Raw genomic sequence first — 21,059 nt, 5'->3', positions numbered from 1 at the left:
GTGTGTTTACCCAAACATCATTCAGGTCGCTTGCTCCGAGGAATGAATCCCGGCACGCCGGTCTCGACCACTGCGTTGAAGCGGACTCTCGTCGTGACACCGTCACGGATCTCCTGCATCGCGTCGTCAGGCAGGGTCGAGATCTCGAAATTCTCCTGGATATGGCGAGGGGAGGTCGAGGTGGTCAGCAGGGCGGTGCCGCGTTGCACGGCCCAGGCGAGCGCAACCTGCGCCGGCGTCTGGTCGACACGCCGGGCAATGGCGGCAATGACCGGGTCTTCCGTAACTTTCGGCTCCATCGCATGTCCCAGCGCGGCAAAGGCCAGTACGACTATCCCCTGCTGCCGGCAAAAGTCGAGGAGTTCCCACTCGGGAAGATAGGGATGAGATTCGACCTGCACCACGGCCGGCTTGATCCGCGCGATCGCGACGATCTCCTTCAACTGCTCCAAACCGACGTCCGACAGGCCGATCGACCTGCAGCGACCATCGTCCACCAGGCGCTCCAGCGCCCGCCACGTTTCCGCCAAGGTCACGCCGGGGTCATAGACGACCTGTCCATGTTCGTCCCGCGGGTCCTGCTCGTCGCCGGGCTGGAAGGCGAACGGGGTATGGATGAGATAGCAATCGACATAGTCGAGCTGCAGCCGCCGCAGGCTGGCCTCGAAGGCAGGCAGCACCCGCTCCCGGCGATGGTTGTTGTTCCATAGCTTGGTGGTGACGAAGACGTCCTCCCGCCGGATCTTCCCGGCTTCGAACACCTCCTGCATCGCCTCGCCGACGGCGCTTTCGTTGCGGTAGCGCTCGGAGCAGTCGAGATGCCGGAACCCTGCCTCCAAAGCGTCCTTGGTCGCCTGCCTGGTCGCGACGGGATCGGGGATCAGCGTGCCGAACCCGAGCGCCGGCATGGCGCCGGTGCCGTGGGCGAGCGGGATCGTCGTGTAGCGAAGCGTGTCGGGGGTGGCCATCTTATGCTCCTTGTCTGAGCCCGGAGGATCTCGGTTCATCGTCATCGGGCGGGCTTGCGGAGAAACAGGACGAGCGGGCTCACGAGCAGCATGACGATCATCAGGATCTTGAACTGGTCGATGATCGCGACGACCGCCGCCTGACCGGTGATGGTTTCGTTGAGCGCGGCCAAAGCTTGCCGGGAGATGGTGCCGGCGGCGTGGGCGGCGGCGCGATAGGGGGTGAGCCCCTTGGCGAGCGCCAGGTGAATGGCCTGGGTGTTGTCGTAGAAGAAGATCTGGACGACGGCGATGCCGATCGTGCTGCCATAGAGGCGCGACAGGTTGAAGAGCGCGGTGCCTTCCGGGCGGAGCTTCGGATCGAGCGTGCCGAATGCCGCCCTGGAGAGCGCCGGCATCAGGATGCCCAGGCCCGCGCCTTGGAACACGCCCGTCGCGACCACTGGCCGCCAATCCATCGCCGGCGAATAGCCGAGCATCTGCCAATTGGCATAGATCACGGGCGCCATGCCGCCGAGCAGGACCAGCCGGTTGTCGAGGCGCGCCGGAACGAACTTCATCAGCACCAGCGCGCCCGCGAGTGCCACGCCGCGCGGGATCGCCATGTAGCCGGTGGTGTCGACCGGATAGTCGAGCAATTCCTCGAGCATTGGCGAGGTCAAGGCCAGGGTCGGCAGCAGGACGAAGCCGACGGCGAAGAACATGATCGCCGAGAGGACGAAATTGCGGTCCTTGAACAGTGCCTTGTCGAGAAAATGCACTTTCGTCGTCACGACATGGACGAGGAAGAGGTAGAACCCCGACGCCGAGGCGAGCGCTTCGGCCCAGATCTCGGGCGAGGCGAACCATTCCAGGCGCTCGCTGCGATCGAGCAGCATCTGCAGGCCGGTCATGCCGAGCGAGAAGGCCGCGAGGCCGAAGAAATCGAAAGGTGGGTTCTTTTCCGCCCGCTTCTCGGGCAGGGACAGCACCATCGTCAGGAAGATGAAGCCGGTCATCGGCAGGCTGAAATAGAAGATGGACTGCCAGCCGTGATATTCGCTGAGCCAGCCGCCGATGCCCGGTCCGCTGCAGATGCCGAGCAGTCCGCTCACCGTCCAGATCAGGTTGACCCGGGCATGGCGTGTCGGCGGCAGCAGGTCGAGCAGGATCGCGAGCGACAAGGGGGCAAGCGGGCCGCTCGCCATCCCCTGGAGGACCCGGGCGAGCACGAACTGGGCGGGCGTCGTCGCCAGCGTGTCGAGCACGAGGCCCAGCGCGAAGATGGCGAGGGACACCTGGTAGACCGCCTTCCGGCCATAGCGCCCTGCGAGCCAGCGCGTCATCGGCATTACGACGACGCTCGCGGCGATATAGGAGGAAAATGCCCAGCCGACCTCGTCGTTGGCCATCGAGAGCATGCCCTGCATGTGCGGCAGGGCTGCGTTCGGCAGCGAGATGTTGACCGCCTGCATATAGGTCGCCATCAGGGCCGCGACCGTGATCGCGCGATGGCTGCCGGACGCGGGAGCGGCGCTCATTTGGCCATTTCCGTCGCCAGCACCGCCTGGAGCGGATGGCGCAACGTGCGACGATAGCCAGTGTCGATGCGTGCCGTCACGCTGATGCCGGAGAATAGTGGCCGGTTCGGGTCGATCTCGTCGAGCTCGAGGCGCACCGGCAGGCGCTGGACGACCTTTACCCAGTTGCCGGTCGCGTTCTCGGGCGGCAGAACCGCGAAGTCCGATCCGGTGCCTGGGCTCATGCTGACGACATGTGCCCTGATGGGGCTGCCCGGGTAGGCATCCACGTCGATCGTCGCCACCTGGCCCGGCCGCATGTGGGTCAGGTCCGTCTCGCGGAAATTCGCCTCGATCCAGATGTGCCGGCTCGACAACAGCGAGAACAGGGGGGCGCCCGGACTGACGTAGTCGCCAACCTGCAGGTCGTCGACCTTGGTCACGATGCCGTCGTCGGGCGCCAGCACCTGCGCATAGGAGAGATCGAGCTGCGCCCGGTCGAGCCGGGCCTTGGCCGCGCGCACGGTCGGGTGGCGGTCGACGTCGATGGCGGGATCGCCGTTCAAGGCCGCGACGGTGCCGGCAATCTGCTGTTCGACGGACGCGATGGTCTGGCGGGCGATCTTGAGGTCGGTCTCGGCCCGCTCGTAGACCGCCCGCGAGGTGAATTCGGAAGCAACCAGGACCTTCTTGCGATCGTACTCGTGCTCGTAAAAGCTGGTCGAATCCTTGGCCGACTGCAGCTCGGCCTGTTGCTGGCGATATTTCGCCTTCAGCCCGTCGATTTCGAGGCGCGCACTACCCAGGCTCGCGACCGCCTGCTCGACCGCAATCTGGTAGGGCGCCGGATCGATCCGGAACAACAGCTGTCCCTTGCGCACGCGCTGATTGTCCTCGACGGCGATGTCGACGACCTGGCCGGAAACCCGGGCATTGACGGAATCCTTTGCCGCCCGGACGAAGGCGTCGTTGGTCGAGACATAAGGTTCGTCTGCGACATACCCGGCAGCGGCGGCCGCAGCCAGCACGATCGGGAACGCGAACAGCAGCGGCCGGCGTAGCCGATCTCCAAGCGTTCTTCCGGGCATGACGGCGGTCGATGCGGGTATCGGCCGACCGATTATTCCATCGAGTTGCGTGTCCATCTCACGACCTGCCACGACAGTGGGAACGAGGGCCGAAATCGAGCGGCGTTGCGGCTCTTCGTCCCTATTGATTTTTGTACCATATCGCATAAATATGGCTGCAGGATCTCGCAGTCAAGGTTTTATGCGATATGGTACAAAAAAAGAGCGATGCAGCGCCGAAGCGCCGAGGCCGGCCCCGTGCCTATGACCCCCAGGCAGCGCTTCAGCGGGCGACGGACAGTTTCTGGAAGACCGGCTATGCCGGCACGTCGCTCGACGAAATTTCCGCCGCGACCGGCATGAACCGGCCGAGCCTCTATGCGGCATTCGGCGACAAACGCGCGCTCTATCTCGAGGCTCTCGCGCAGTATTGGCAGCTCGCCTTCAGCGCGATGCGCGAGGCATTCGCCGAAGATCTGCCCTTGAAGGAAGCGCTGACGCGCGTCTACGAGGGAGCGCTGTCGATCTATTTCTCGGGAGATGGCCGCCCGCGCGGCTGCTTCGTGATCGGCACCGCCGTCATCGAGGCCGTCGACGATCTCGACATTCGGAACAGCCTGGGGGCGGGATTCCGGACGTTCGACACGGATTTCGAAACGCGCTTTCGAACGGCGATCGAGCAGGGCGAACTGAAAAGGGATGCCGATCCTGCAGCGCTCGCGCTGCTGGCAACCGCCACGATGCATACCATCGCCATTCGCGCCCGTGCCGGTTCCCCGCGCGCCGATTTGACGGAACTGGCGCGCAAGGCGGTCGGCGTAATCTGCGGATGACCGGCGAGCAAACCAGCGGCCCGCTGCCGGACATCATCGCCAGCCACCTTGCCGTGGTCTTCTGCGGAATAAATCCCGGGATGGCCGCGGCTGCGGCGGGGCATCACTTTGTTGGAAGAGGCAATCGCTTCTGGCGCGTGATCCATCTGGCCGGCTTCACGCCGGAGGAAATCCCGCCTGAGAACGATCGCTCGATCCTGCAGCATCGGTGCGGCCTGACCGCAGTGGTCGGGCGGCCGACGGCGCGGGCCGAGCAGCTCTCGGCACAGGAGTTCCTCGCCGCCGCCGCATCATTCGAACGAAAGATCGCGCGGTATGCACCACGCTTCGTCGCTTTCCTCGGCAAGGCGGCTTTTGGCGCGCTGTCGGGTCGGCGGGACGTCGCCTGGGGATCGCAACCGACCACCCTCGGCGGCGCTGCGGTGTGGGTTCTGCCCAATCCCAGCGGGCGAAATCGGTCGTTCGATCTCGATCGGCTGGTCGGCGACTACCGTCAACTCTATCGAGCGGCAGAGCTGGGCGGGCTTGCTACCTGAAAGCGCCTTGGAGCTTCGTACCGATTTCACGCCATCCGCTCGACCCAGCGTGCTCGGGACGGTCCGGGCTCGAACGGGTCGGCGAAGTATTGGGTCTCGTGCGCCACCTTGCCATCCAGGAATTCCATGACGCTCACCGCATAGGTCGGGCGGCCGTCATACGCGAGGATGAATTCCGTGACCCACAGGTCGCCTGTACCGACGATGCGGCGCACCTCGAAACGCTTTGCGTTCGGCTGGGCGGCGCGAGATGCCTGGATGTTGTGCCGCCCCTTGATGCGCTCGCCCGATTGCGGGTACTCGAGCAGCGCGTCCTCCCGGTATATGTCGTGCTCGACGTCGAAGTCATTGGCGTCCGAGGCGGCCCAGTGGCGATCGAGTGCCTTTCGAATCTCGTCCCGGTCCATCCTTCTCGTCCCATACCTGGTCGTTGATGCCCGGACGCATCATGCCCTCGCCCGTCCGCCCTTCACGGCAGCGCGCTCGAGCCCGATGCCGTCGCGGCCCGGCCGGCGGTCGGCGAACGACGGTTCGGTCAGGCCGCCGATTTCTTCGGGCGGCCAGGGCGCCTGGCCGGCACGGCTTCGGCGATCGGGGCAGGCTTGCGGCCGAGCCCGATCGACCGGGCGAGACTGCTGCGCTGTGCCGCATAGGTCGGCGCTGTCATCGGATAATCCGGCGGCAGGCCCCACTTGGCGCGATATTCGTCCGGCGTCAGATTGTAGGTGCTGGAGAGATGGCGCTTCAGCATCTTCAGCTTTTTGCCGTCTTCGAGACAGACGATGTAGTCGGGCGTCACCGACTTCTTGATCGGCACCGCCGGCACCAGCTTTTCCGCGACGGGGGCAAGCTCCGGGGCCGCGACGCCGGACAGCGCCCGATGGACCGACTGGATCACATTCGGTAAATCGGCAATGGCGACGGTATTGTTCGAGAGAAAAGCCGCGACGATCTCGGCGGTCAATCCCAGAGTCCGGGTGACCGTTTCTACGGTCGACATTTCGCTTGTTGCCTGCGAACCATCCTGCATGTTCGTATATCCCTTAAAATACTCCGCTCTTCCTAAATAAAACCGCCGAGCTGGTCAAGAACAGCGCACTTCCCGCGCCGAAGGCGCCGGCGTTCTCGAGAAAACGATCGCCTATGCCCTTCGCCTGCCAAAACCGCCAGGCAGTCTCCGGCTCTGACGAGGTCCGGGCATCGAGCTCAGCCCGATACCGGACGCCGGGCAGGAGGCTTGTCACCGCAAACCCGCGACACGATAATGCAATATCGGTTGCTTCTGGACCGGTTGCATTCGTCCGGGCGAGCCCACGCAGGTGGGGACCGTAGCTTCAAGCGCCGGGGGATTCATGGCACGAGACGACATCGAGATCGCTTACGGCCGCGGGACGCTGCATCTGGCGATGCCGGCCGGGGCCGAGCCGACCGTCATCCGCAAGGCCGTCCTGCCCAAGCTGCCGGACAATGCGGCGGCGATCCGTCATGCCTTCGACAATCCTGTCGACGCCAAGCCGCTGCGCGAACTCGCCCGCGGACGCCAGAGCGCCTGCATCCTGATCTGCGACATTACCCGGCCGGTGCCGAACGGCCTGTTCCTGCGGCCGATGATCGACACCATGGTCGACAGCGGCATCCCGCTCGATCGTATCACTGTCCTGGTCGCCACCGGCCTGCACCGCCCGAACGAGGGCGCGGAATTGGCCGAGGTCGTGGGCGATCCGTGGGTGATGGAAAACGTGCGGATCGTGAATCACTTCGCCCGCGACAGCCACGACCATGTCGACCTCGGCCGAACCACGACGCGCGGCACGCCGGTCAGCATCAACCGGATCCTGATCGAGGCCGACCTGCGCGTCGCCACCGGCCTGGTCGAGCCGCATTTCATGGCCGGGTGGTCCGGCGGCCGCAAGGTGGTGGCGCCCGGCGTGGCCGGCCATGAGACGATCCGGACCTTCCATTCCGCGCGCTTCATGGAGGATCCGCTCGCCGTCCAGTGCAATCTGGTCGGCAACCCCCTGCATGAGGAACAGCTCCAGATCGTCGGCATGGTCGGCGAGCTCTATGCGTTGAATACCGTGATCGACGAGGACCGCGACCTGGTCCACGTCAGCTTCGGCGAGATCATCGCCAGCCATCTGGCCGCCGTCGCGTTCATCCAGGATGCGACGCGCATCAAGGTCGGCCGGCGCTTCAAGACCGTGGTGACATCCTCGGCGGGCTATCCGCTCGACAAGACCTACTATCAGACGGTCAAGGGCATGGTGACGCCGATCGACATCCTGGAGCCGGGCGGCACCCTGATCATCGCGTCGCGCTGTTCGGAGGGTTTCGGCTCGCCGGAATTCCGGGCGGCGCAGGCGAAGCTGGTCGACCTCGGGGCCGAGCGTTTCCTGGCGACGCTCACGGCGAAGTCCCTGGCCGAAGTCGATGAGTGGCAGACCGAAATGCAACTGAAGCCGATGCGCGTCGGCCGTATCCAGCTCTATACCGAGGGCCTGGATGCGGAGGAACTGCGCATCACCGGCGTCGAGATCATCGCGTCGGTCGATGCCGCGATCGCGGCCAGCCTCGCGCGCCATGGCGACGATGCGCTGGCGATCATCCCGGAAGGCCCCTATGTGGTGCCGGTCCACGAGACCGCCTGACCCATGGCCGGCATTCACCTCGATGCGGTCGGCGGGATCGCCGGCGACATGTTCGTGGCCGCCCTGCTGGATGCCTTCCCCGACCTGCGGGACCGCGTGCTGGCCGATGCCCGGGCCGTCCTGCCGGACGGCTATGGCGCGCGGCTGATCGAGAGCCGTAACGGCGCGCTGCGTGGGCTGAGCTTCGGTCTCGCAGAACCCGCCCACGATCATGAGGGCCACCATCATCACGGGCATGAGGGCGGGGCCGGCAGCTTTCTCGACATGGTCGGTCGCATCCGGTCGGCCGCGCTAAGTCCCGGCACGTCGGAACAGGCGGTCGCCATCCTGACCCTCATCGCCGAGGTCGAGGCGGCGATCCACCAGGTCCCGGTCGAGACCGTGCATTTCCACGAGATCGCCGACTGGGATTCCCTGCTCGACGTCGTGGCCGCCGGCAGCATCGCCGCGGCGCTGTCCGGTTCGCACTGGACGGTCTCGCCGCTGCCGCGCGGCGGTGGCCTGGTCGAGACCCAGCACGGCCTGCTGCCGGTTCCAGCGCCGGCGACCGTCGCGCTGCTGACCGGCTTCGCCTGGCGCGACGACGGCGTCGGCGGCGAGCGGGTGACGCCGACCGGGGCGGCGATCCTGCGCCACCTGATCGGCGGTGAGGGCAGCGGAGCCACCCTCTCCGGACGGCTCGCCGCCGTCGGCACGGGGGCGGGCACCCGGACCTTGCAGGGCATTCCCAACGTGCTGCGCGCGCTGGTGTTCGACGCGGCCCCGGCGCCGGCGCCCCGGCAGCGCGTCACGACCGTCGGCTTCGAGATCGACGACATGACCGGTGAGGAAATCGCCGTCGCCGCCGATCGGCTGCGCGCGGTCGAGGGCGTGCTGGATCTCACCGTCGGTCAGGTCCAGGGCAAGAAAGGTCGCGTCATGCAGTCATTCCGGTTGCTGGTCCGGCCGGATCGAACCGATGCCGCCATCGAACGTTGCCTGCTGGAAACCTCGACCATCGGCCTGCGGGTCGGCGAGGACCAGCGCGTCGTGCTGCCCCGCCGGCTTTCGACGGCCGAGGCCGACGGGGCCGTCATCGGCATCAAGACCGTCGAGCGCGCCGGCGGTTGGACCCTCAAGGCCGAAAGCGACGATCTCGCGGGCGACAGCCTGGAGGCGCGCCGCCGCCTGAAGCATCTGGCGGAACGGGGGATCGATCGATGAGCGAGGCAGCCCTCGCGGCACGGCTGGCCCGGCATGCCCACCTCGCCATCGCCGTCAGCGGCGGGGTCGACAGCATGACGCTCGCCGCCTTCGCGCATCGGCTGCGGACGGACGGTGCCGGCGGCTCGCTCGAAATGATCCACGCCGTCTCGCCTGCGGTTCCGCCAGCGGCGACCGAACGCGTCCGGGTGCGGGCTTCGCTCGAGGGCTGGGCGCTTACGGTGACCGGGACCGGGGAGTTTTCGGACCCCCGCTACCGGGACAACCCGGTCGACCGCTGCTATTTCTGCAAGACGAACCTCTACGACCGGATCCGCGCCATCACGCCTGCCGCCATCGCATCGGGCGCCAATCTCGACGATCTCGGCGACTACCGGCCGGGCCTGCTCGCGGCCTCGGAACACGAGGTCGTGCACCCCTATGTCGAGGCTGGCATGGACAAGTCGGCGGTGCGCGCGCTCGCCCGCCGGCTCGGCCTCGGCGAGGTGGCGGAGCTGCCGGCCCAGCCGTGCCTCGCCAGCCGGGTCGAGACCGGAATCGCGATCGATCCCGACGACCTCGTCTTCATCGACCTGGTCGAGACCCGCTTGGCCGCGCTGGCGCCGGCCGGTGCCGTGCTGCGCTGTCGCGTGACGCACGGGGGCATCGCCATCGAGATCGGCGAGGGCATCGGCAACGAAGACGCGCTGGCGGCGCTGGCCGGGTCCCTGTGCCGCGACCATGGGCGTCGGCTTGCCGGCGTCGGCCCCTATCGGCGCGGCGCCATGTTCGTGCACGGCTGATCTTGGATTCCCCCGAATTCCAGCTCGATTGGGATCGCGAACGCCGGACCGGTGTGGCCGAGGCGGTATTTTGCCAAGGCAAGTCGCCGGATCAGATCGAGTGCATCGTCGAAGCTGCCCTTACCGACGGCCGGCGGCTGCTGTTGACCCGCCTGTCCGGTGCTGCCCACGCAACCTTGCGGACAGGGACGCAAGATGTCCTCGATTACGATCCGTCGTCGTCGACCGCGGTGCTGGGCGGCGGGATCGCGCTGGCGGCGACCGGCATCGGCATCGTCGCGGCGGGGACGTCCGATATGGCAGTCGCGCGCGAGGCGCAGCGGACCTTGGCCTTCGGCGGGCATCGTGCCGAGATCATCGCCGACGTGGGCGTCGCGGGCCTCTGGCGGCTGCTGGCGCGCCTGGATGAATTGCGGGCCTGCCGGGTGCTGATCGCCGTGGCGGGAATGGAAGGCGCCCTGTTCAGCGTGCTGGCCGGCCTGGTTGCCGCACCGGTCATCGCGGTGCCGGCCTCCGTCGGCTATGGCGTCGCAGAGGGCGGCAAGGCCGCACTGTCTTCAGCGTTGGCGAGCTGCGCGCCCGGGCTGGTCGTGGTCAATATCGACAATGGCTTCGGTGCCGCCGCAGCGGCGATCAAGATGCTGCGCGCGGCCGGGTAGCAACGCTAGGCTCGCCTGCCATCACGCCTGCGGCACGTTGCGGCGCAGTTCCTCGAGCCAGGCCGCGGCATTGCCGTCTGACGGCGCCCGCCAGTCGCCGCGCGGGGACAAGGCGCCGCCCGACGAGACCTTCGGCCCGTTCGGCAAGGCGGAGCGCTTGAACTGGCTGAACGCGAAGAACCGCTGCAGGAACAGCTCCAGCCAATGCCGGATCTCGGCGAGCGGGAATGCCGGGCGCCGATCCTCGGGAAAATGCGGGGGCCACGCGCCGCGGGCCGCGTCCGACCAGGCATGCATCGCCAGGAAAGCGATCTTCGACGGGCGGAAGCCGTAGCGGAGCGTGTAGTACAGGTGGAAATCCTGCAGCGCGTAGGGACCGATCTTCGCTTCCGTACTTTGCGGGGCGGCGCCTTCCTCGACCGGGACCAGCTCGGGCGAGATTTCCATGCCCAGGATCGCCTCCAGCGTCTCGCCGACCTCCGGGGCGAATTGGCCGGTACGGCCGACCCACCGGATCAGGTGCTGGATCAGCGTTTTCGGCACGCCGGCATTGACGGCGTAGTGCGACATCTGATCGCCGACGCCATAGGTGCACCAGCCGAGCGCCAGCTCCGACAGGTCGCCGGTGCCGATCACGATCCCCCCGTTCTGGTTGGCCAAGCGGAACAGATAGTCCGTGCGCAGGCCGGCCTGGACGTTCTCGAACGTGATGTCATAGACCGGATCGCCGCCGGCGAACGGGTGGCCCATGTCGCCCAGCATCTGCCGGGCGGCGGGCCGGATGTCGATCTCGCGCGCGGTGGTGCCCAGGCTGCGCATCAGGCGCCAGGCATTGCCCTTGGTTTCCGCGCCGGTCGCGAAGCCGGGCAGGGTGAAGGCCAGGATGTTGCTGCGGGGCAAGCCCAGCTGATCCAGCGCCTTGGCCGCCACGATCAGCGCATGGGTCGAATCGAGGCCGCCGGAAATGCCGATCACTACGTGCTTGGCACCGACCGACCGCAGCCGCTGGACGAGCCCGGCGACCTGGATGTTGTAGGCCTCGTAGCAATCCTGCTCCAGCCGCTCGGGATCGGACGGCACGAACGGAAAGCGCTCGATCGGGCGTTGCAGGCCCAGATCGCCGGACGGTGGATCCAGTCGGAAGGCGATCGTGCGGAAGTCGCCGGCGGCATCGGCGTGGGTGCGGCGATTGTCGTCGAACGTGCCCATCCGCATCCGCTCCTGGCGCAGCAGGTCGAGATCGACGTCGGCGACGATGAATTGGCCGTCGGCCGGAAAGCGCTCGGCCTCGGCCAGGCGCACGCCGTTTTCGTAGATCATCACCTGGCCGTCCCAGGCGACCTCGGTCGTGCTTTCGCCTGTCCCGGCGGCGGCGTAGAGGTAGGCGGCGAGGCACCGGGCGGAGGCGGATTGGGCGAGCAGGCGGCGACTGTCGGCGCGGCCGATGGTGATGGGACTGCCGGACAGGTTGGCCAGCACGGTGGCGCCGGCCAGCGCGGCCACGGCACTGGGCGGGACCGGGACCCACATATCCTCGCAGATTTCGGCATGCAGCACGAAGCCGGGCAGGTCTTCGGCGGCGAACAGCAGGTTGTTGCCGATGGGGGCGCACTGACCGGCGACGGTGATCTCTCCGCGCAACAGGTCGCCCGCCGCGATCTGGCGCCGTTCGTAGAATTCGCGATAGGTCGGCAGGTAGGATTTGGGCACGACGCCCAGCAGTCGGCCCCGGTGGATCACCAGCGCGGTGTTGTAGACGCGACCGGCATGGCGCAGCGGCGCCCCGACGACCAGCATGGGGCGGAGGGCGGTGGACCGTTCCAGCACCGTCGCCACCGCCTGCTCGACGGCATCGAGCAGCACGTCCTGCAGCAGCAGGTCCTCGATCGAATAGCCGGACAGGGCCAGCTCGGGAAAGACCGCCAGTGCTACGCCCTGCCGGTCCAGGTCCGTGGCCATGGCCAGTACGGTCCGGGCGTTGGTGGCCGGGTCGGCCAACGCCGTCCGGTGGCTGCAGGCCGCGACGCGCGCGAAACCATGGGCATAGATCGAATGGAAGTTCATGCCAGACACATCTCCGAGCTCGAGGACCGCATCATAGCCGCAGTCCACGCCGGAGGCCTACGGTCACCATGTCGCGAAACAGGTCGGCAGGGATCGCTAAATTTCGGACGATAATGCAGAAATTGGATGCCAAGCCCGCTTAGCACCGGCGACGCGATGGCCCCGACCTTGCTGCCGGACAGGGGCCTCACCAGCCGGACGTGATTGTCCTGCAGTCGGCGCCCGACCATGTCGCCCTGTCGCAGCTGACCGATCAGCCACCTTCGGCCGGCACCAGGCCCGCATCCTGATACGCGCGCCGGGCTTGCGATGACCGAAGATGCCGCAGGAAGGCTTCGGCGCCCTCGCGATTGCCGGCCCGGCGCAACCGGGCGGCGCTGAAAGGCGTCGGCGATTGATATTCCGCGGGGAAAGGGCCGACGACATCGATCCCGTCCACCACCATCAGCTCGCTGATCAATTGCACGGCCAGATCCGCCTCGCCGGTCGGCAGGCGCTCGGCGGTAAAGCCCACCGGTACGATCGTCGCCCGGGAGCCGACCGTATCGGCGAGCCCGATCCTGCCGATCAGGCCGGCGAAATAGAGGCCGCTCGCACCATTCTGTGAATAGGCGACCGACCGCGCGTCGATCAGGGTTCGCCTGAACGCGTCGGCGGTAGAAATGTCGGGGCGGGCGGCACCTGCTTTCACCGCGACGCCGAGCAAGGCGACGGCGATGGCGATCCGGCTCGCGGGGTCGACCAGATCGCCCTCCTCCAGCCGGTCCATGGCATCGTCGGTCACCACGACGACATCGGCCAAGCAGCCTCGTTCGATGGACTTCAACAGGAGGGCGGTCGGATTCCATTCGGCTTCGACCGTGGCGCCGGCCGATCGCTCGAAGGCCGGCAGCACGCTCGTCTCGAAGGCGCCGCGAACGGCGAGCGTGCTCAGGATGCGAAGGGTGGCCATGCCGTGCTCCCAAGTCCAGGGTAGATGTCGATCGCTCCGGTAACTAGCATGAATTCCGCATTTGGGGCCGGTGTGTTATCCGGGCGGGCGACCGGCGCGCGGTTTCGAACCGCTCTGGACGCTTGACCGCGCATCGCTTCTTGGGCGGTGTAAGGGACGAACCGCACCTGGAAAAATTGGATGCCCGATCCTGACCGCGCCTTTCGCTTTGGTCCCTTCGCGCTGGCGCCGGATCGCCGGAGGCTGACCTGCCGGGGACAGGTCGTGCCGTTCGGCGGGCGGCCGTTCGACCTGCTGGCAGCGCTGGTCGAACGCGCCGGCCGGGTCGTGCCCAAGGAGGAACTCAAAAGCCTGGTATGGCCCGACGCGGCGATCGTCGAGGATCATACCCTGGTCGTGACCATCGCCTCGGTCCGCAAGGCGCTGAGTGTCGAGTTGGGCGATGCGAAGGTGATCGCCACGATTCCCGGCCGGGGGTACCAGTTCCTTCCGCCGGTGCAGCCCGGCGATGCGGTCGACGAGCTGGCCGGTGTCGACCGTGCCGCGGTGGATCCGGCCGGCCGCCTGCCGGTGCCGCCGGATCGGCTGGTCGGCCGGGAAGACGAGTTGGCGACGCTGCTCTCCCGCCTGCCCGAGGCCCGGCTGCTGACCTTGTGGGGCGCCGGCGGGATCGGCAAGACCCGGCTCGCCCTGGCACTCGCGGCGGAAGCCGCGCGGCACTACCCGGATGGCGTCTGGCTGGTCGAACTGGCGCCGCTCGCCGATCCCAGGCTCGTCGCCGAGACGACGGCCGCCATGTTCGATCTCGCGGTCCTGGGCGGGCGCTCGGCGCTCGACACCATCACGACCTTCCTGCGTCGCAAGCGGCTGCTGATCGTTCTCGACAATTGCGAACATCTGATCGAGGCGAGCGCGACGCTCGTCGATGCGATCATCCGCCATTGCGCAGGCGTCACGGTGCTGGCCACCAGCCGCGAACGGCTGTCGATCGCCGGAGAGGCGGCCCATCGCGTCAAGCCGCTCACCACGCCCGACGACGGCCGGCCGATCACAATGACGCAAGCGCTTCGCTTCAGCGCCGTATGCCTGTTCGTCGAACGGGCCGACGCGGTGCTGGGTACCGCCATGCTGACGGAAGAGACGGTGTCGGCCGTCGTCGAGATCTGCCGTCGCCTCGACGGCTTGGCCCTTGCGATCGAACTGGCGGTTGCCGGGCTCGAACTGCTGACGCCGGCGGAACTGCTGGCCCGGCTCGACAGCCGGTTCCGGCTGTCGGTCCAGAGCGGCCGCGCGCGGCCGTCGCGCCACAGGACGCTGCGCGCGATGATCGACTGGAGCTACGACCTGCTGAGCGAGCCCGAGCGGACGCTGCTGCGCCGGCTGTCCTTGTTCGCCGGCAGCTTTACGGTCGCCGCCGCGCGGGCCGTGGCGCGCGACGATCCCGCGGTGGAGGCGGATGCGGTCCACCTGCTGCTGGGCCTGATCGACAAGTCGCTGGTCGTCCCGCTGGCGACGGCCGACGAAGAGCGCCGCTTCCGGCTGCTCGAATCGACTCGCGCCTATGGGCAGGAAAAACTGTCGGCCCCGGAGCGTAGCCGGTACTTTCGCGATCTGGCCCGGTATCTGGGCGATTTCTACGAACAGGGCGACCACCTGTGGGCGACCACGCCGACCGAGGATTGGCTCGCTGCCTACGAGCCCCACCTGGAGACCCTGCGAACCGTCCTGGACTGGGCCTTCGGTTCCGACGGCGATGCAGCGCTGGGGCTGCGGCTCGTCGCCCACGCTCAGGAACTATGGGCCGAACTCTCGTTGTTCGAGGAACGGCGCCGCTGGCTGGAGTGTGCCGAGGTGCGGGTCGATGCCGCGACTCCGCCGGCGGTCCTGGCGCGTCTGCGGCTGGCGATCGGCCGCAATGCGCATCCGGGCGATCCGAAATACTTGAACGCGACCCTGGAGGCGTTGGCCCTGTTCGGCCAGATCGGCGACCCGCTCCAGATGGCCGTGGCGACCGACCAGGCCGGCAGGCTGTCGATGAAGCCGGGCGATGTGGCTCAGGCCCAGCCCTATCTTCAAGAAGGCCTCGCCCGCCTGCGGGCGCTCGGGCCGACCAAGTTCCTGGCCGCGGCCCTGTTCAACATGGTCGTCACCTGCTGGTTCACGAACGACATGGCCGGCGCGCAAGCCCATCTGGACGAGCTCGACCCGATCGCGCTCCGCCTCGGCGATACGCGGATGCTGCAGATGGTCACCATGATGCGTGCCGAACTCGATTTCGCTACGGGGCGGCCCCACGCGGCGATCGACCGCGCCCGCGCCGCCCAGGCCCGATGGCGGGCGGAAGGCCATGCGAACGCACTGGCCAACATATCCCGCAATCTTGCGAGCTATCTCGCCGCCACGGGCGACGCCGCGGGCGCGAGCGAGGCGGCACGCGAAGCGATCCGGCTGTCGTCAGCGCTCGGCAAAAGCCTCAGCGTCGTGTTCTGCATCCAGCATCTGGCGCTGGCATACGCGATCGAGGGGCAATCGGTCGATGCCGCGCGCTTCGCCGGCTACAGCGATGCGTATTTCCGGGCGAAGAAGCGCACACGGGAAAGGATCGAGCAGATCCTGTGGGACGAACTGGCCGGTCGCCTGGACCAGGCGCTGCCGCCTGCCGACCTTTCCGCTCTCCAGGCGGAAGGCGCTGCCTGGAGCGAGGAGCAGGCCGTGACCGCAGCACTCGCCGAGTCGCCGTCCCAGGGACCCGGTCCGACGGCGCCCCAGAGCTGGCTCGGCCGCGCCGACGGGCATGCGGACCCGCTGCATGGCGACCGCGGCGAAGCCATCCGGCCAAACCCGATCCGGCGCTAGACGATCGCGGGATGGGAGCCCTTCGCCGGTGAACTATCGTCAGATCGAGATCTTTGCCGCCGTGGTCAAATCCGGCACGGCGTCCCGCGCGGCGGAATTGCTGGGCATCACGCAGCCGGCGGTCAGCCGGGCGTTGGCCGAGCTCGAACGGCTGCTCGGCTTCGCGCTGTTCGATCGGGTGCGCAATCGCCTGGTGCTGACGCCCGAAGGCAAGCTGTTCTATCGGGACGTCGAAGTTTCCTTTCGCGGCATCGACACGCTGCGGGCCAGTGCCGCGCGCATCCGGGACCAGGGCGCCGGCGAGATCCGCGTCGCGTCGCTGTCGGCCTTGGGCAGTGCGCTGGTGCCGAAGGCGATCGCGAAATTCAACCGGAAGCATCCGAAGATCCGCGTGACGTTTCATGTGATGTCGTCGCGCGACGTGCGGCGATGCGTCGTTTCCGGCCAGTTCGACATCGGCCTGACTTCGGACGAGATCGACGTGGCCGGCGTACTGCATCAGACCTTCGTCACGGCCAGGGCGATGTGCGCGCTGCCGCTCGGTCATCCGCTGTGCGACCGCGCGGTGATCACGCCCGCCGATCTCGACGGCGTCCCGCTGGTCGGGTATGTGCCCGAAGATCGCACGCGCCAGCGGATGGAGCTGATCTTCACCGATGCGGGGGTCGTACCGCAGTTCATCGTGGAAACGATCTACGGCGCCTCGGTCTGCGCGCTGGTTTCCGAAGGCGTCGGCATCGGTCTGGTCACCTCCTACGCCATCGGGGGGATCGACGTCTCCCGCCTGGCTTTCCGCCCCTTCGAACCGCCCCTGTTCGCGCGATCATTGCTGATCCTGCCGCTGGATCGGCCGAAATCGAGGCTGGTGCGCGATTTCATCAGCTGCCTGCTCTCGTCGCGATGAGGTGTGGAAAGCAGGTCGAAGCATAACTTCAGGGCATCAAGCTATGTCCTGGGCTCGATTGTGCCGATCCGCACGAGTGCTATCGTCATCGGCGATCGATTTCCAAGGGGTGCGGCATGACATCTCCTTCCAGGCTGTTGCGGCTCAGGCTCGCAATGATCGGCGTCGGGCTCGGCTTGCTGGGCTCCGTCGCGTGGGCACAGGCGCCGTCGAGCAGCCTCAGCGGCAAGACCCTGATCGTCGGCATCCATAATCGCGCGCCCTGGGGCTATCGGGATGCCAAGGGCGACGTCGTCGGCTTCCATCCGGATGTGATCCGCGCCGCCCTGGCACCGCTGGGCGTGAAGCTGGAATTCACCGTCGCCGATTTCGGCGCGCTCATCCCCGGCCTGCTGGCCGACCGCCTCGACGCCGTCGCCTCCGGCGTGGCCATCACCCCGGCCCGGTGCAAGCAGGTGATCTTCGGCGAGCCCGATCTGGCCGCCGGCGACGGGCTGCTTGTCCCGGCCGGCAATCCGGCGAACCTGCACAGCTATGCCGACATCGTAAAGAACCCGAAGATCCGGCTGGGCGGGGACCGCGGCACCGAGAACGTCAAGAACGCGCTCGCCGCCGGCGTTCCGGAAGCCCAGATGCTGCTGTTTCCCAACAGCGAGGCCACGGTCAGCGCCCTGCTGGCCGGCCGGATCGACGCGATTACCATTTCGGCGCCGACGGTGGCCTCGCTGATCGACAGCGGCGCGCTTAACGGCATCGATCGTGCCCTGCCGTTCACCGGCTACATCAAGCCGGACGGCCAGCCGGCCATGATGGAAACCGCCGTCGTGTTCCGCACCGAGGACGCGGCGCTGCGCGACGCCTATGACGCGCAACTGGCCAGGCTGAAGGCCGACGGCACCTTGCAGCAGATCATGGCGAAATATCATTTCAGCGCCGCGGAAACAGCGCCGCCGACCATCACGACCGCGGATATCTGCGCAGGCCGCGGCTAGGCCGGGCGCGACCCCGGAACGGCCCATGAGCTTCCTGCAGATCCTGCACGGCATCCTCGAAGGGTTCCGGGTGACCGCCCTGGTCACCCTGCTGGGCATGCTCTATGCCGTGCCCTTCGCCTTCGTGGCCGGGGTGACGCAGCATTGCAGCAAGGGCTGGCTGCGGGCGGCGACCACCGCCGTCATCGAGTTCTGGCGCAGCACGCCGGTCATCATCCTGCTCTACGCGTTCTACTACATGCTGCCGGGCTTCGGCATCCGGCTGCCGGGGCTGGTCGTGGCGTCCCTGGTGCTGGGCCTGAACATCGGCGGCTATGGCAGCCAGGCGGTCCGGGCCGCATTGCAAACCCTGGATCGCGGCCAGGAGGAAGCCGGCCGCGCGCTGGGGCTGCGGCCCTGGCAGGTCCTGCTGAAGGTCGAACTGCCCCAGGCGCTCGTCGCCATGATGCCGACCTTCGTCAACCAGTTCATCCAGCTGGTGAAGGGCACGGCGCTGGTGTCGCTCATCACCCTCGACGACATGACGTTCAAGGCAAAAGAGATTGCACAGCTGACCTACGATCCGGTCAGCGTCTATTCGGGCCTGCTGGTGGCCTATTTCATCCTGTGCTATCCGGCGACCATCGTCGGCCGCTGGCTGGAAAAGCTGGTCGGCGCCGGCCAGAGGCCCGTCCATGACGTTTGACCTGGGCTTCGCCGCATCACTCCTCCCGGTGATTGCCCGGTCGCTCGGCACCACGCTCGCCGTCACCGTCGCGAGTTGCATCGGTTCCGCCCTGCTGGGCTTCGTGCTGGAGATCGCCCGCCGCACCGGCCGCCCGATGCGGTTCTCCATGCGGCTGGTCATCGATTTCATCCGTTCCACCCCTGTGCTGGTGCAGCTGTATTTCCTCTACTACGTGCTGCCCATCTATGGCGTCCGGCTGCCGGCGCTGGTCGTGGGCGTGGCCGCGCTCAGCACCTATTACAGCGGCTATCTGGCCGAGGTGTTCAAGGCCGGGATCGACGGCATTCCGGGCGGGCAGTTCGAGGCGGCGCGCTCGCTCGGGCTGTCGCGGCCGACGATCCTGCTCCGCGTGATCGCCCCGCAGATGCTGCACAACGTGGCGGCACCCACCGGCACCTATTTCATCTCGGTCTTCAAATCGACGCCCTATCTCGCCGTCATCGCCGTGCCCGAGGCGTTCGGTTCGGCCCTGGATGTGGCATCGGACACGTTCCGCTATGCGGAGCCGATGGTCGTCGTCGGCGCCCTGTTCCTGGCCATCGCGGTCGCCTTCTCGAGCCTGCTCCATCGCCTCGAGCGACGGCTGGCCCGAGCCGGCCAGCGATGACGGCTCGCTTTCCTTCATCCGCTTCGTCGAGGACATCATCATGGACCAGGCCCTGCTCGAAAAAGTCACCGCATGGCGCCGTCACCTGCACGCCCATCCCGAGCTGTCGCATGAGGAACGGGGCACCGCCGCGTTCGTGCAACAGAAGCTGACGGAGCTCGGCATCCCGTTCACCGGCGGGATCGGCGGCCACGGTATCGTGGCCACGCTGCATCGCGCGGGATCGGACCGTTCGGTCGGGCTGCGGGCGGACATGGATGCGCTGCCGATCCACGAGACGACCGATCTGCCTTACGCGTCCGCGACGCCCGGCGTGATGCACGCCTGCGGCCACGACGGCCATACCGTGGCCTTGCTCGCGACCGGCGCGCTCCTGGCCCAGGACGACAGTTGGCACGGCACGGTTCAGCTGCTGTTCCAGCCGGCCGAGGAAAACGGCGCCGGCGCGCGCGCGATGATCGACGACGGGCTGTTCGAGCGCTTTCCCATGGAGCGCGTCTTTGCCTTCCATAATTGGCCGGGGCTCGAGGCCGGCACGGTCGCGGTCCATCACGGACCGGTCATGGCCGCCGGTGGCCGATGGTCGATCACGTTGCACGGGCTGGCCGGCCACGCCGCGATGCCGCATCTGACGCGGGACCCGATCGTCGCGTCGGCGCATCTCATCGTCGCCTTGCAGACCATCGTCGCCCGCAACGTCGACCCGATCGATTCCGTCGTGCTCTCGATCGGATCGATCCATGGCGGGATGGCGGGCAATCAGATCCCGGCCAGCGTCACCCTCGTCGGCACGCTCCGGACCTATCGGCCGGAGGTGCGCGAGATGGTGATGGAGACGATGCGGCGCATCACCGCCGGCGTCGCCGAGACGTTCGGCATGCGTGCCGAACTGGACCTGTCGCCGAGCGGCCGGGCGACGATCAACACGCCGATGGAGGAGGATCTCGCCGTCTCCGCCGCCACCGCGGCGGGGCTGGCCGTGCGGCGCGACATTCGCCCCAGCGCCGCCGGCGACGATTTCGCCTTCCTGCTCGAGCAGCGCCCGGGTGCGTATGTCTGGGTCGGCAACGGCCATGTGGCCAAAGAAGGCGAATTGCACAACGCCAACTACGACTTCAACGACGCGATCCTGCCGGCCGCGGCCGGCTGGATGTCGACCGTCGCCCGCCTGGCCCTGGCCGGCGACCGTTCCAACAAGGCGCCGTGAAGCCGGCGACCGAGGTGCCCGGTCGGGGCGCCTCGGCGCAGGTTCAGCCCTCGTAGCCTTCGATCACCAGCAGGTCGGCGGTCGAGGCGGAGGTCCGCAACTTCATGACCTCCTGATATTCCGGCGAGCGCCAGCACGCGAGTGCGGTCTCGTAGGACGGGAATTCGATCACGACGTTCCGGTCCCGGCTCGTGCCCTCCAGCGTCTCGGAGCGGCCGGCGCGCACCAGGAACTTCGCGTCGAACTTGGCAAATGCCGGCCCATTCGCCGCGACGTATTTCTTGTAGGCTTCGGGATCCGTGATATCGACCCGCACGACCCAATATCCTTTTGCCATTTTTCCTCCCCTGAGCTGTTCGATCGTCAGCCAGTGTATGCCACCTCGTAGTGGTAGGCGACCTCGTCGAAGGCGGATGTGGCTAGCTCGTGAAGTGTCCGGCGTACGTAGCTCGTGAAGTGACCGGTTTTATGTTGTGCCTGATTGGGGGGCGCGCATGGACCGGGCACGGCTCAACGAAGGCATACGCAGGATGCGATTTGAAGATTTGCTGGCGC

At 67.3% G+C, this 21,059-nt stretch carries 20 protein-coding genes; 12 read left to right on the top strand and 8 right to left on the bottom strand.

Annotated elements, in window-relative coordinates; translation table 11 throughout:
* Positions 1-17 precede the first annotated feature (17 nt).
* From VGV37_RS09360 to VGV37_RS09350, 3 genes are read right to left on the bottom strand one after another with little or no spacing between them, the layout of a single operon-like run.
* Positions 18-968, bottom strand: coding sequence for an aldo/keto reductase (locus tag VGV37_RS09360; protein ID WP_326879396.1), 951 nt, complete (start codon positions 966-968; stop codon positions 18-20).
* 41 nt (positions 969-1,009) lie between these two features.
* Complete coding sequence (locus VGV37_RS09355; RefSeq protein ID WP_326879395.1) at positions 1,010-2,488, bottom strand: MFS transporter; 1,479 nt, start codon at positions 2,486-2,488, stop codon at positions 1,010-1,012.
* Positions 2,485-3,555 (bottom strand): HlyD family secretion protein, encoded by a 1,071-nt coding sequence (locus VGV37_RS09350; protein WP_326879394.1) that lies wholly within the window; start codon positions 3,553-3,555, stop codon positions 2,485-2,487. Before VGV37_RS09350 ends, VGV37_RS09355 begins: the two co-directional genes overlap by 4 nt.
* A gap of 188 nt (positions 3,556-3,743) precedes the next feature.
* On the opposite strand from VGV37_RS09350, the gene VGV37_RS09345 reads away from it, so the two are divergent.
* Positions 3,744-4,367 (top strand): TetR/AcrR family transcriptional regulator, encoded by a 624-nt coding sequence (locus VGV37_RS09345; RefSeq protein ID WP_326879393.1) that lies wholly within the window; start codon positions 3,744-3,746, stop codon positions 4,365-4,367.
* The gene (mug, locus tag VGV37_RS09340) at positions 4,364-4,903 is read left to right on the top strand and encodes a G/U mismatch-specific DNA glycosylase (RefSeq protein ID WP_326879392.1); all 540 of its coding nucleotides are present in this window, start codon (positions 4,364-4,366) and stop codon (positions 4,901-4,903) included. The genes VGV37_RS09345 and mug overlap by 4 nt, the downstream gene beginning before the upstream one ends.
* A 26-nt stretch (positions 4,904-4,929) precedes the next feature.
* On the opposite strand, the gene VGV37_RS09335 is transcribed toward mug, so the two are convergent.
* Positions 4,930-5,310, bottom strand: coding sequence for a nuclear transport factor 2 family protein (locus VGV37_RS09335; protein ID WP_326879391.1), 381 nt, complete (start codon positions 5,308-5,310; stop codon positions 4,930-4,932).
* Between the two features lie 128 nt (positions 5,311-5,438).
* Positions 5,439-5,903, bottom strand: a complete 465-nt coding sequence (locus VGV37_RS09330; protein ID WP_326879390.1) for a MucR family transcriptional regulator — start codon at positions 5,901-5,903, stop codon at positions 5,439-5,441.
* A 352-nt stretch (positions 5,904-6,255) separates the two neighbouring features.
* Between VGV37_RS09330 and larA the strand changes: the two genes are divergently transcribed.
* Genes larA through larB form a run of 4 tightly spaced genes read left to right on the top strand, consistent with a single transcriptional unit; the run spans position 6,256 to position 10,195 of the window.
* Positions 6,256-7,551 carry a nickel-dependent lactate racemase gene (gene larA / locus VGV37_RS09325; RefSeq protein ID WP_326879389.1) on the top strand — a complete coding sequence of 432 codons (1,296 nt, stop codon included), beginning with the start codon at positions 6,256-6,258 and terminating at the stop codon, positions 7,549-7,551.
* 3 nt (positions 7,552-7,554) lie between these two features.
* A complete protein-coding gene (locus VGV37_RS09320) occupies positions 7,555-8,754 on the top strand; it encodes a LarC family nickel insertion protein (protein WP_326879388.1) in 1,200 nt (399 codons plus the stop codon).
* Complete coding sequence (locus tag VGV37_RS09315; protein WP_326879387.1) at positions 8,751-9,536, top strand: hypothetical protein; 786 nt, start codon at positions 8,751-8,753, stop codon at positions 9,534-9,536. The genes VGV37_RS09320 and VGV37_RS09315 overlap by 4 nt, the downstream gene beginning before the upstream one ends.
* A 2-nt stretch (positions 9,537-9,538) precedes the next feature.
* Positions 9,539-10,195, top strand: a complete 657-nt coding sequence (gene larB, locus VGV37_RS09310) for a nickel pincer cofactor biosynthesis protein LarB (protein ID WP_326879386.1) — start codon at positions 9,539-9,541, stop codon at positions 10,193-10,195.
* Positions 10,196-10,216: 21 nt separating this feature from the next.
* Here the strand turns inward: larB and VGV37_RS09305 are convergent, their stop codons facing one another.
* Both VGV37_RS09305 and VGV37_RS09300 read right to left on the bottom strand, forming a co-directional pair.
* Positions 10,217-12,259: an NAD(+) synthase gene (locus VGV37_RS09305; protein ID WP_326879385.1), complete on the bottom strand. Its 2,043-nt coding sequence runs from the start codon at positions 12,257-12,259 to the stop codon at positions 10,217-10,219.
* 253 nt (positions 12,260-12,512) lie between these two features.
* Positions 12,513-13,211: a substrate-binding domain-containing protein gene (locus tag VGV37_RS09300; protein ID WP_326879384.1), complete on the bottom strand. Its 699-nt coding sequence runs from the start codon at positions 13,209-13,211 to the stop codon at positions 12,513-12,515.
* A gap of 180 nt (positions 13,212-13,391) precedes the next feature.
* On the opposite strand from VGV37_RS09300, the gene VGV37_RS09295 reads away from it, so the two are divergent.
* The 6 genes from VGV37_RS09295 to VGV37_RS09270 all read left to right on the top strand — a co-directional run bounded on the left by VGV37_RS09295 (position 13,392) and on the right by VGV37_RS09270 (position 20,504).
* Entirely contained in the window at positions 13,392-16,067 is a 2,676-nt protein-coding gene (locus tag VGV37_RS09295) for an ATP-binding protein (RefSeq protein WP_326879383.1), read from the top strand.
* A gap of 28 nt (positions 16,068-16,095) precedes the next feature.
* Positions 16,096-16,971 carry a LysR substrate-binding domain-containing protein gene (locus tag VGV37_RS09290; protein WP_326879382.1) on the top strand — a complete coding sequence of 292 codons (876 nt, stop codon included), beginning with the start codon at positions 16,096-16,098 and terminating at the stop codon, positions 16,969-16,971.
* A 116-nt stretch (positions 16,972-17,087) separates the two neighbouring features.
* Complete coding sequence (gene ehuB, locus VGV37_RS09285) at positions 17,088-17,963, top strand: ectoine/hydroxyectoine ABC transporter substrate-binding protein EhuB (protein ID WP_326879381.1); 876 nt, start codon at positions 17,088-17,090, stop codon at positions 17,961-17,963.
* Positions 17,964-17,988: 25 nt separating this feature from the next.
* Positions 17,989-18,648: an amino acid ABC transporter permease gene (locus tag VGV37_RS09280; protein ID WP_326879380.1), complete on the top strand. Its 660-nt coding sequence runs from the start codon at positions 17,989-17,991 to the stop codon at positions 18,646-18,648.
* Complete coding sequence (locus VGV37_RS09275) at positions 18,638-19,297, top strand: amino acid ABC transporter permease (RefSeq protein ID WP_326879379.1); 660 nt, start codon at positions 18,638-18,640, stop codon at positions 19,295-19,297. Before VGV37_RS09280 ends, VGV37_RS09275 begins: the two co-directional genes overlap by 11 nt.
* A 40-nt stretch (positions 19,298-19,337) precedes the next feature.
* Complete coding sequence (locus tag VGV37_RS09270; RefSeq protein ID WP_326879378.1) at positions 19,338-20,504, top strand: amidohydrolase; 1,167 nt, start codon at positions 19,338-19,340, stop codon at positions 20,502-20,504.
* Between the two features lie 43 nt (positions 20,505-20,547).
* Here VGV37_RS09270 and VGV37_RS09265 read toward each other — a convergent pair whose 3' ends face one another.
* Entirely contained in the window at positions 20,548-20,841 is a 294-nt protein-coding gene (locus tag VGV37_RS09265) for a DUF1330 domain-containing protein (RefSeq protein ID WP_326879377.1), read from the bottom strand.
* Between the last annotated feature and the right edge of the window lie 218 nt (positions 20,842-21,059).

This window comes from Aliidongia sp., assembly GCF_035943795.1.
Classification (GTDB): Bacteria; Pseudomonadota; Alphaproteobacteria; order ATCC43930; family CGMCC-115725; genus Aliidongia.
Note: the sequence above shows the minus strand (reverse complement) of the source record. Positions and strands in the feature narration are given on the sequence as shown.

Coding starts and splice junctions, on each gene's coding strand:
- VGV37_RS09360 (WP_326879396.1), bottom strand. CDS start 968: ATGGCCACCCCCGACACGCTTCGCTACACGACGATCCCGCTCGCCCAC.
- VGV37_RS09355 (WP_326879395.1), bottom strand. CDS start 2,488: ATGAGCGCCGCTCCCGCGTCCGGCAGCCATCGCGCGATCACGGTCGCG.
- VGV37_RS09350 (WP_326879394.1), bottom strand. CDS start 3,555: ATGCCCGGAAGAACGCTTGGAGATCGGCTACGCCGGCCGCTGCTGTTC.
- VGV37_RS09345 (WP_326879393.1), top strand. CDS start 3,744: ATGGTACAAAAAAAGAGCGATGCAGCGCCGAAGCGCCGAGGCCGGCCC.
- mug (WP_326879392.1), top strand. CDS start 4,364: ATGACCGGCGAGCAAACCAGCGGCCCGCTGCCGGACATCATCGCCAGC.
- VGV37_RS09335 (WP_326879391.1), bottom strand. CDS start 5,310: ATGGACCGGGACGAGATTCGAAAGGCACTCGATCGCCACTGGGCCGCC.
- VGV37_RS09330 (WP_326879390.1), bottom strand. CDS start 5,903: ATGTCGACCGTAGAAACGGTCACCCGGACTCTGGGATTGACCGCCGAG.
- larA (WP_326879389.1), top strand. CDS start 6,256: ATGGCACGAGACGACATCGAGATCGCTTACGGCCGCGGGACGCTGCAT.
- VGV37_RS09320 (WP_326879388.1), top strand. CDS start 7,555: ATGGCCGGCATTCACCTCGATGCGGTCGGCGGGATCGCCGGCGACATG.
- VGV37_RS09315 (WP_326879387.1), top strand. CDS start 8,751: ATGAGCGAGGCAGCCCTCGCGGCACGGCTGGCCCGGCATGCCCACCTC.
- VGV37_RS09305 (WP_326879385.1), bottom strand. CDS start 12,259: ATGAACTTCCATTCGATCTATGCCCATGGTTTCGCGCGCGTCGCGGCC.
- VGV37_RS09300 (WP_326879384.1), bottom strand. CDS start 13,211: ATGGCCACCCTTCGCATCCTGAGCACGCTCGCCGTTCGCGGCGCCTTC.
- VGV37_RS09295 (WP_326879383.1), top strand. CDS start 13,392: ATGCCCGATCCTGACCGCGCCTTTCGCTTTGGTCCCTTCGCGCTGGCG.
- ehuB (WP_326879381.1), top strand. CDS start 17,088: ATGACATCTCCTTCCAGGCTGTTGCGGCTCAGGCTCGCAATGATCGGC.
- VGV37_RS09280 (WP_326879380.1), top strand. CDS start 17,989: ATGAGCTTCCTGCAGATCCTGCACGGCATCCTCGAAGGGTTCCGGGTG.
- VGV37_RS09275 (WP_326879379.1), top strand. CDS start 18,638: ATGACGTTTGACCTGGGCTTCGCCGCATCACTCCTCCCGGTGATTGCC.
- VGV37_RS09270 (WP_326879378.1), top strand. CDS start 19,338: ATGGACCAGGCCCTGCTCGAAAAAGTCACCGCATGGCGCCGTCACCTG.
- VGV37_RS09265 (WP_326879377.1), bottom strand. CDS start 20,841: ATGGCAAAAGGATATTGGGTCGTGCGGGTCGATATCACGGATCCCGAA.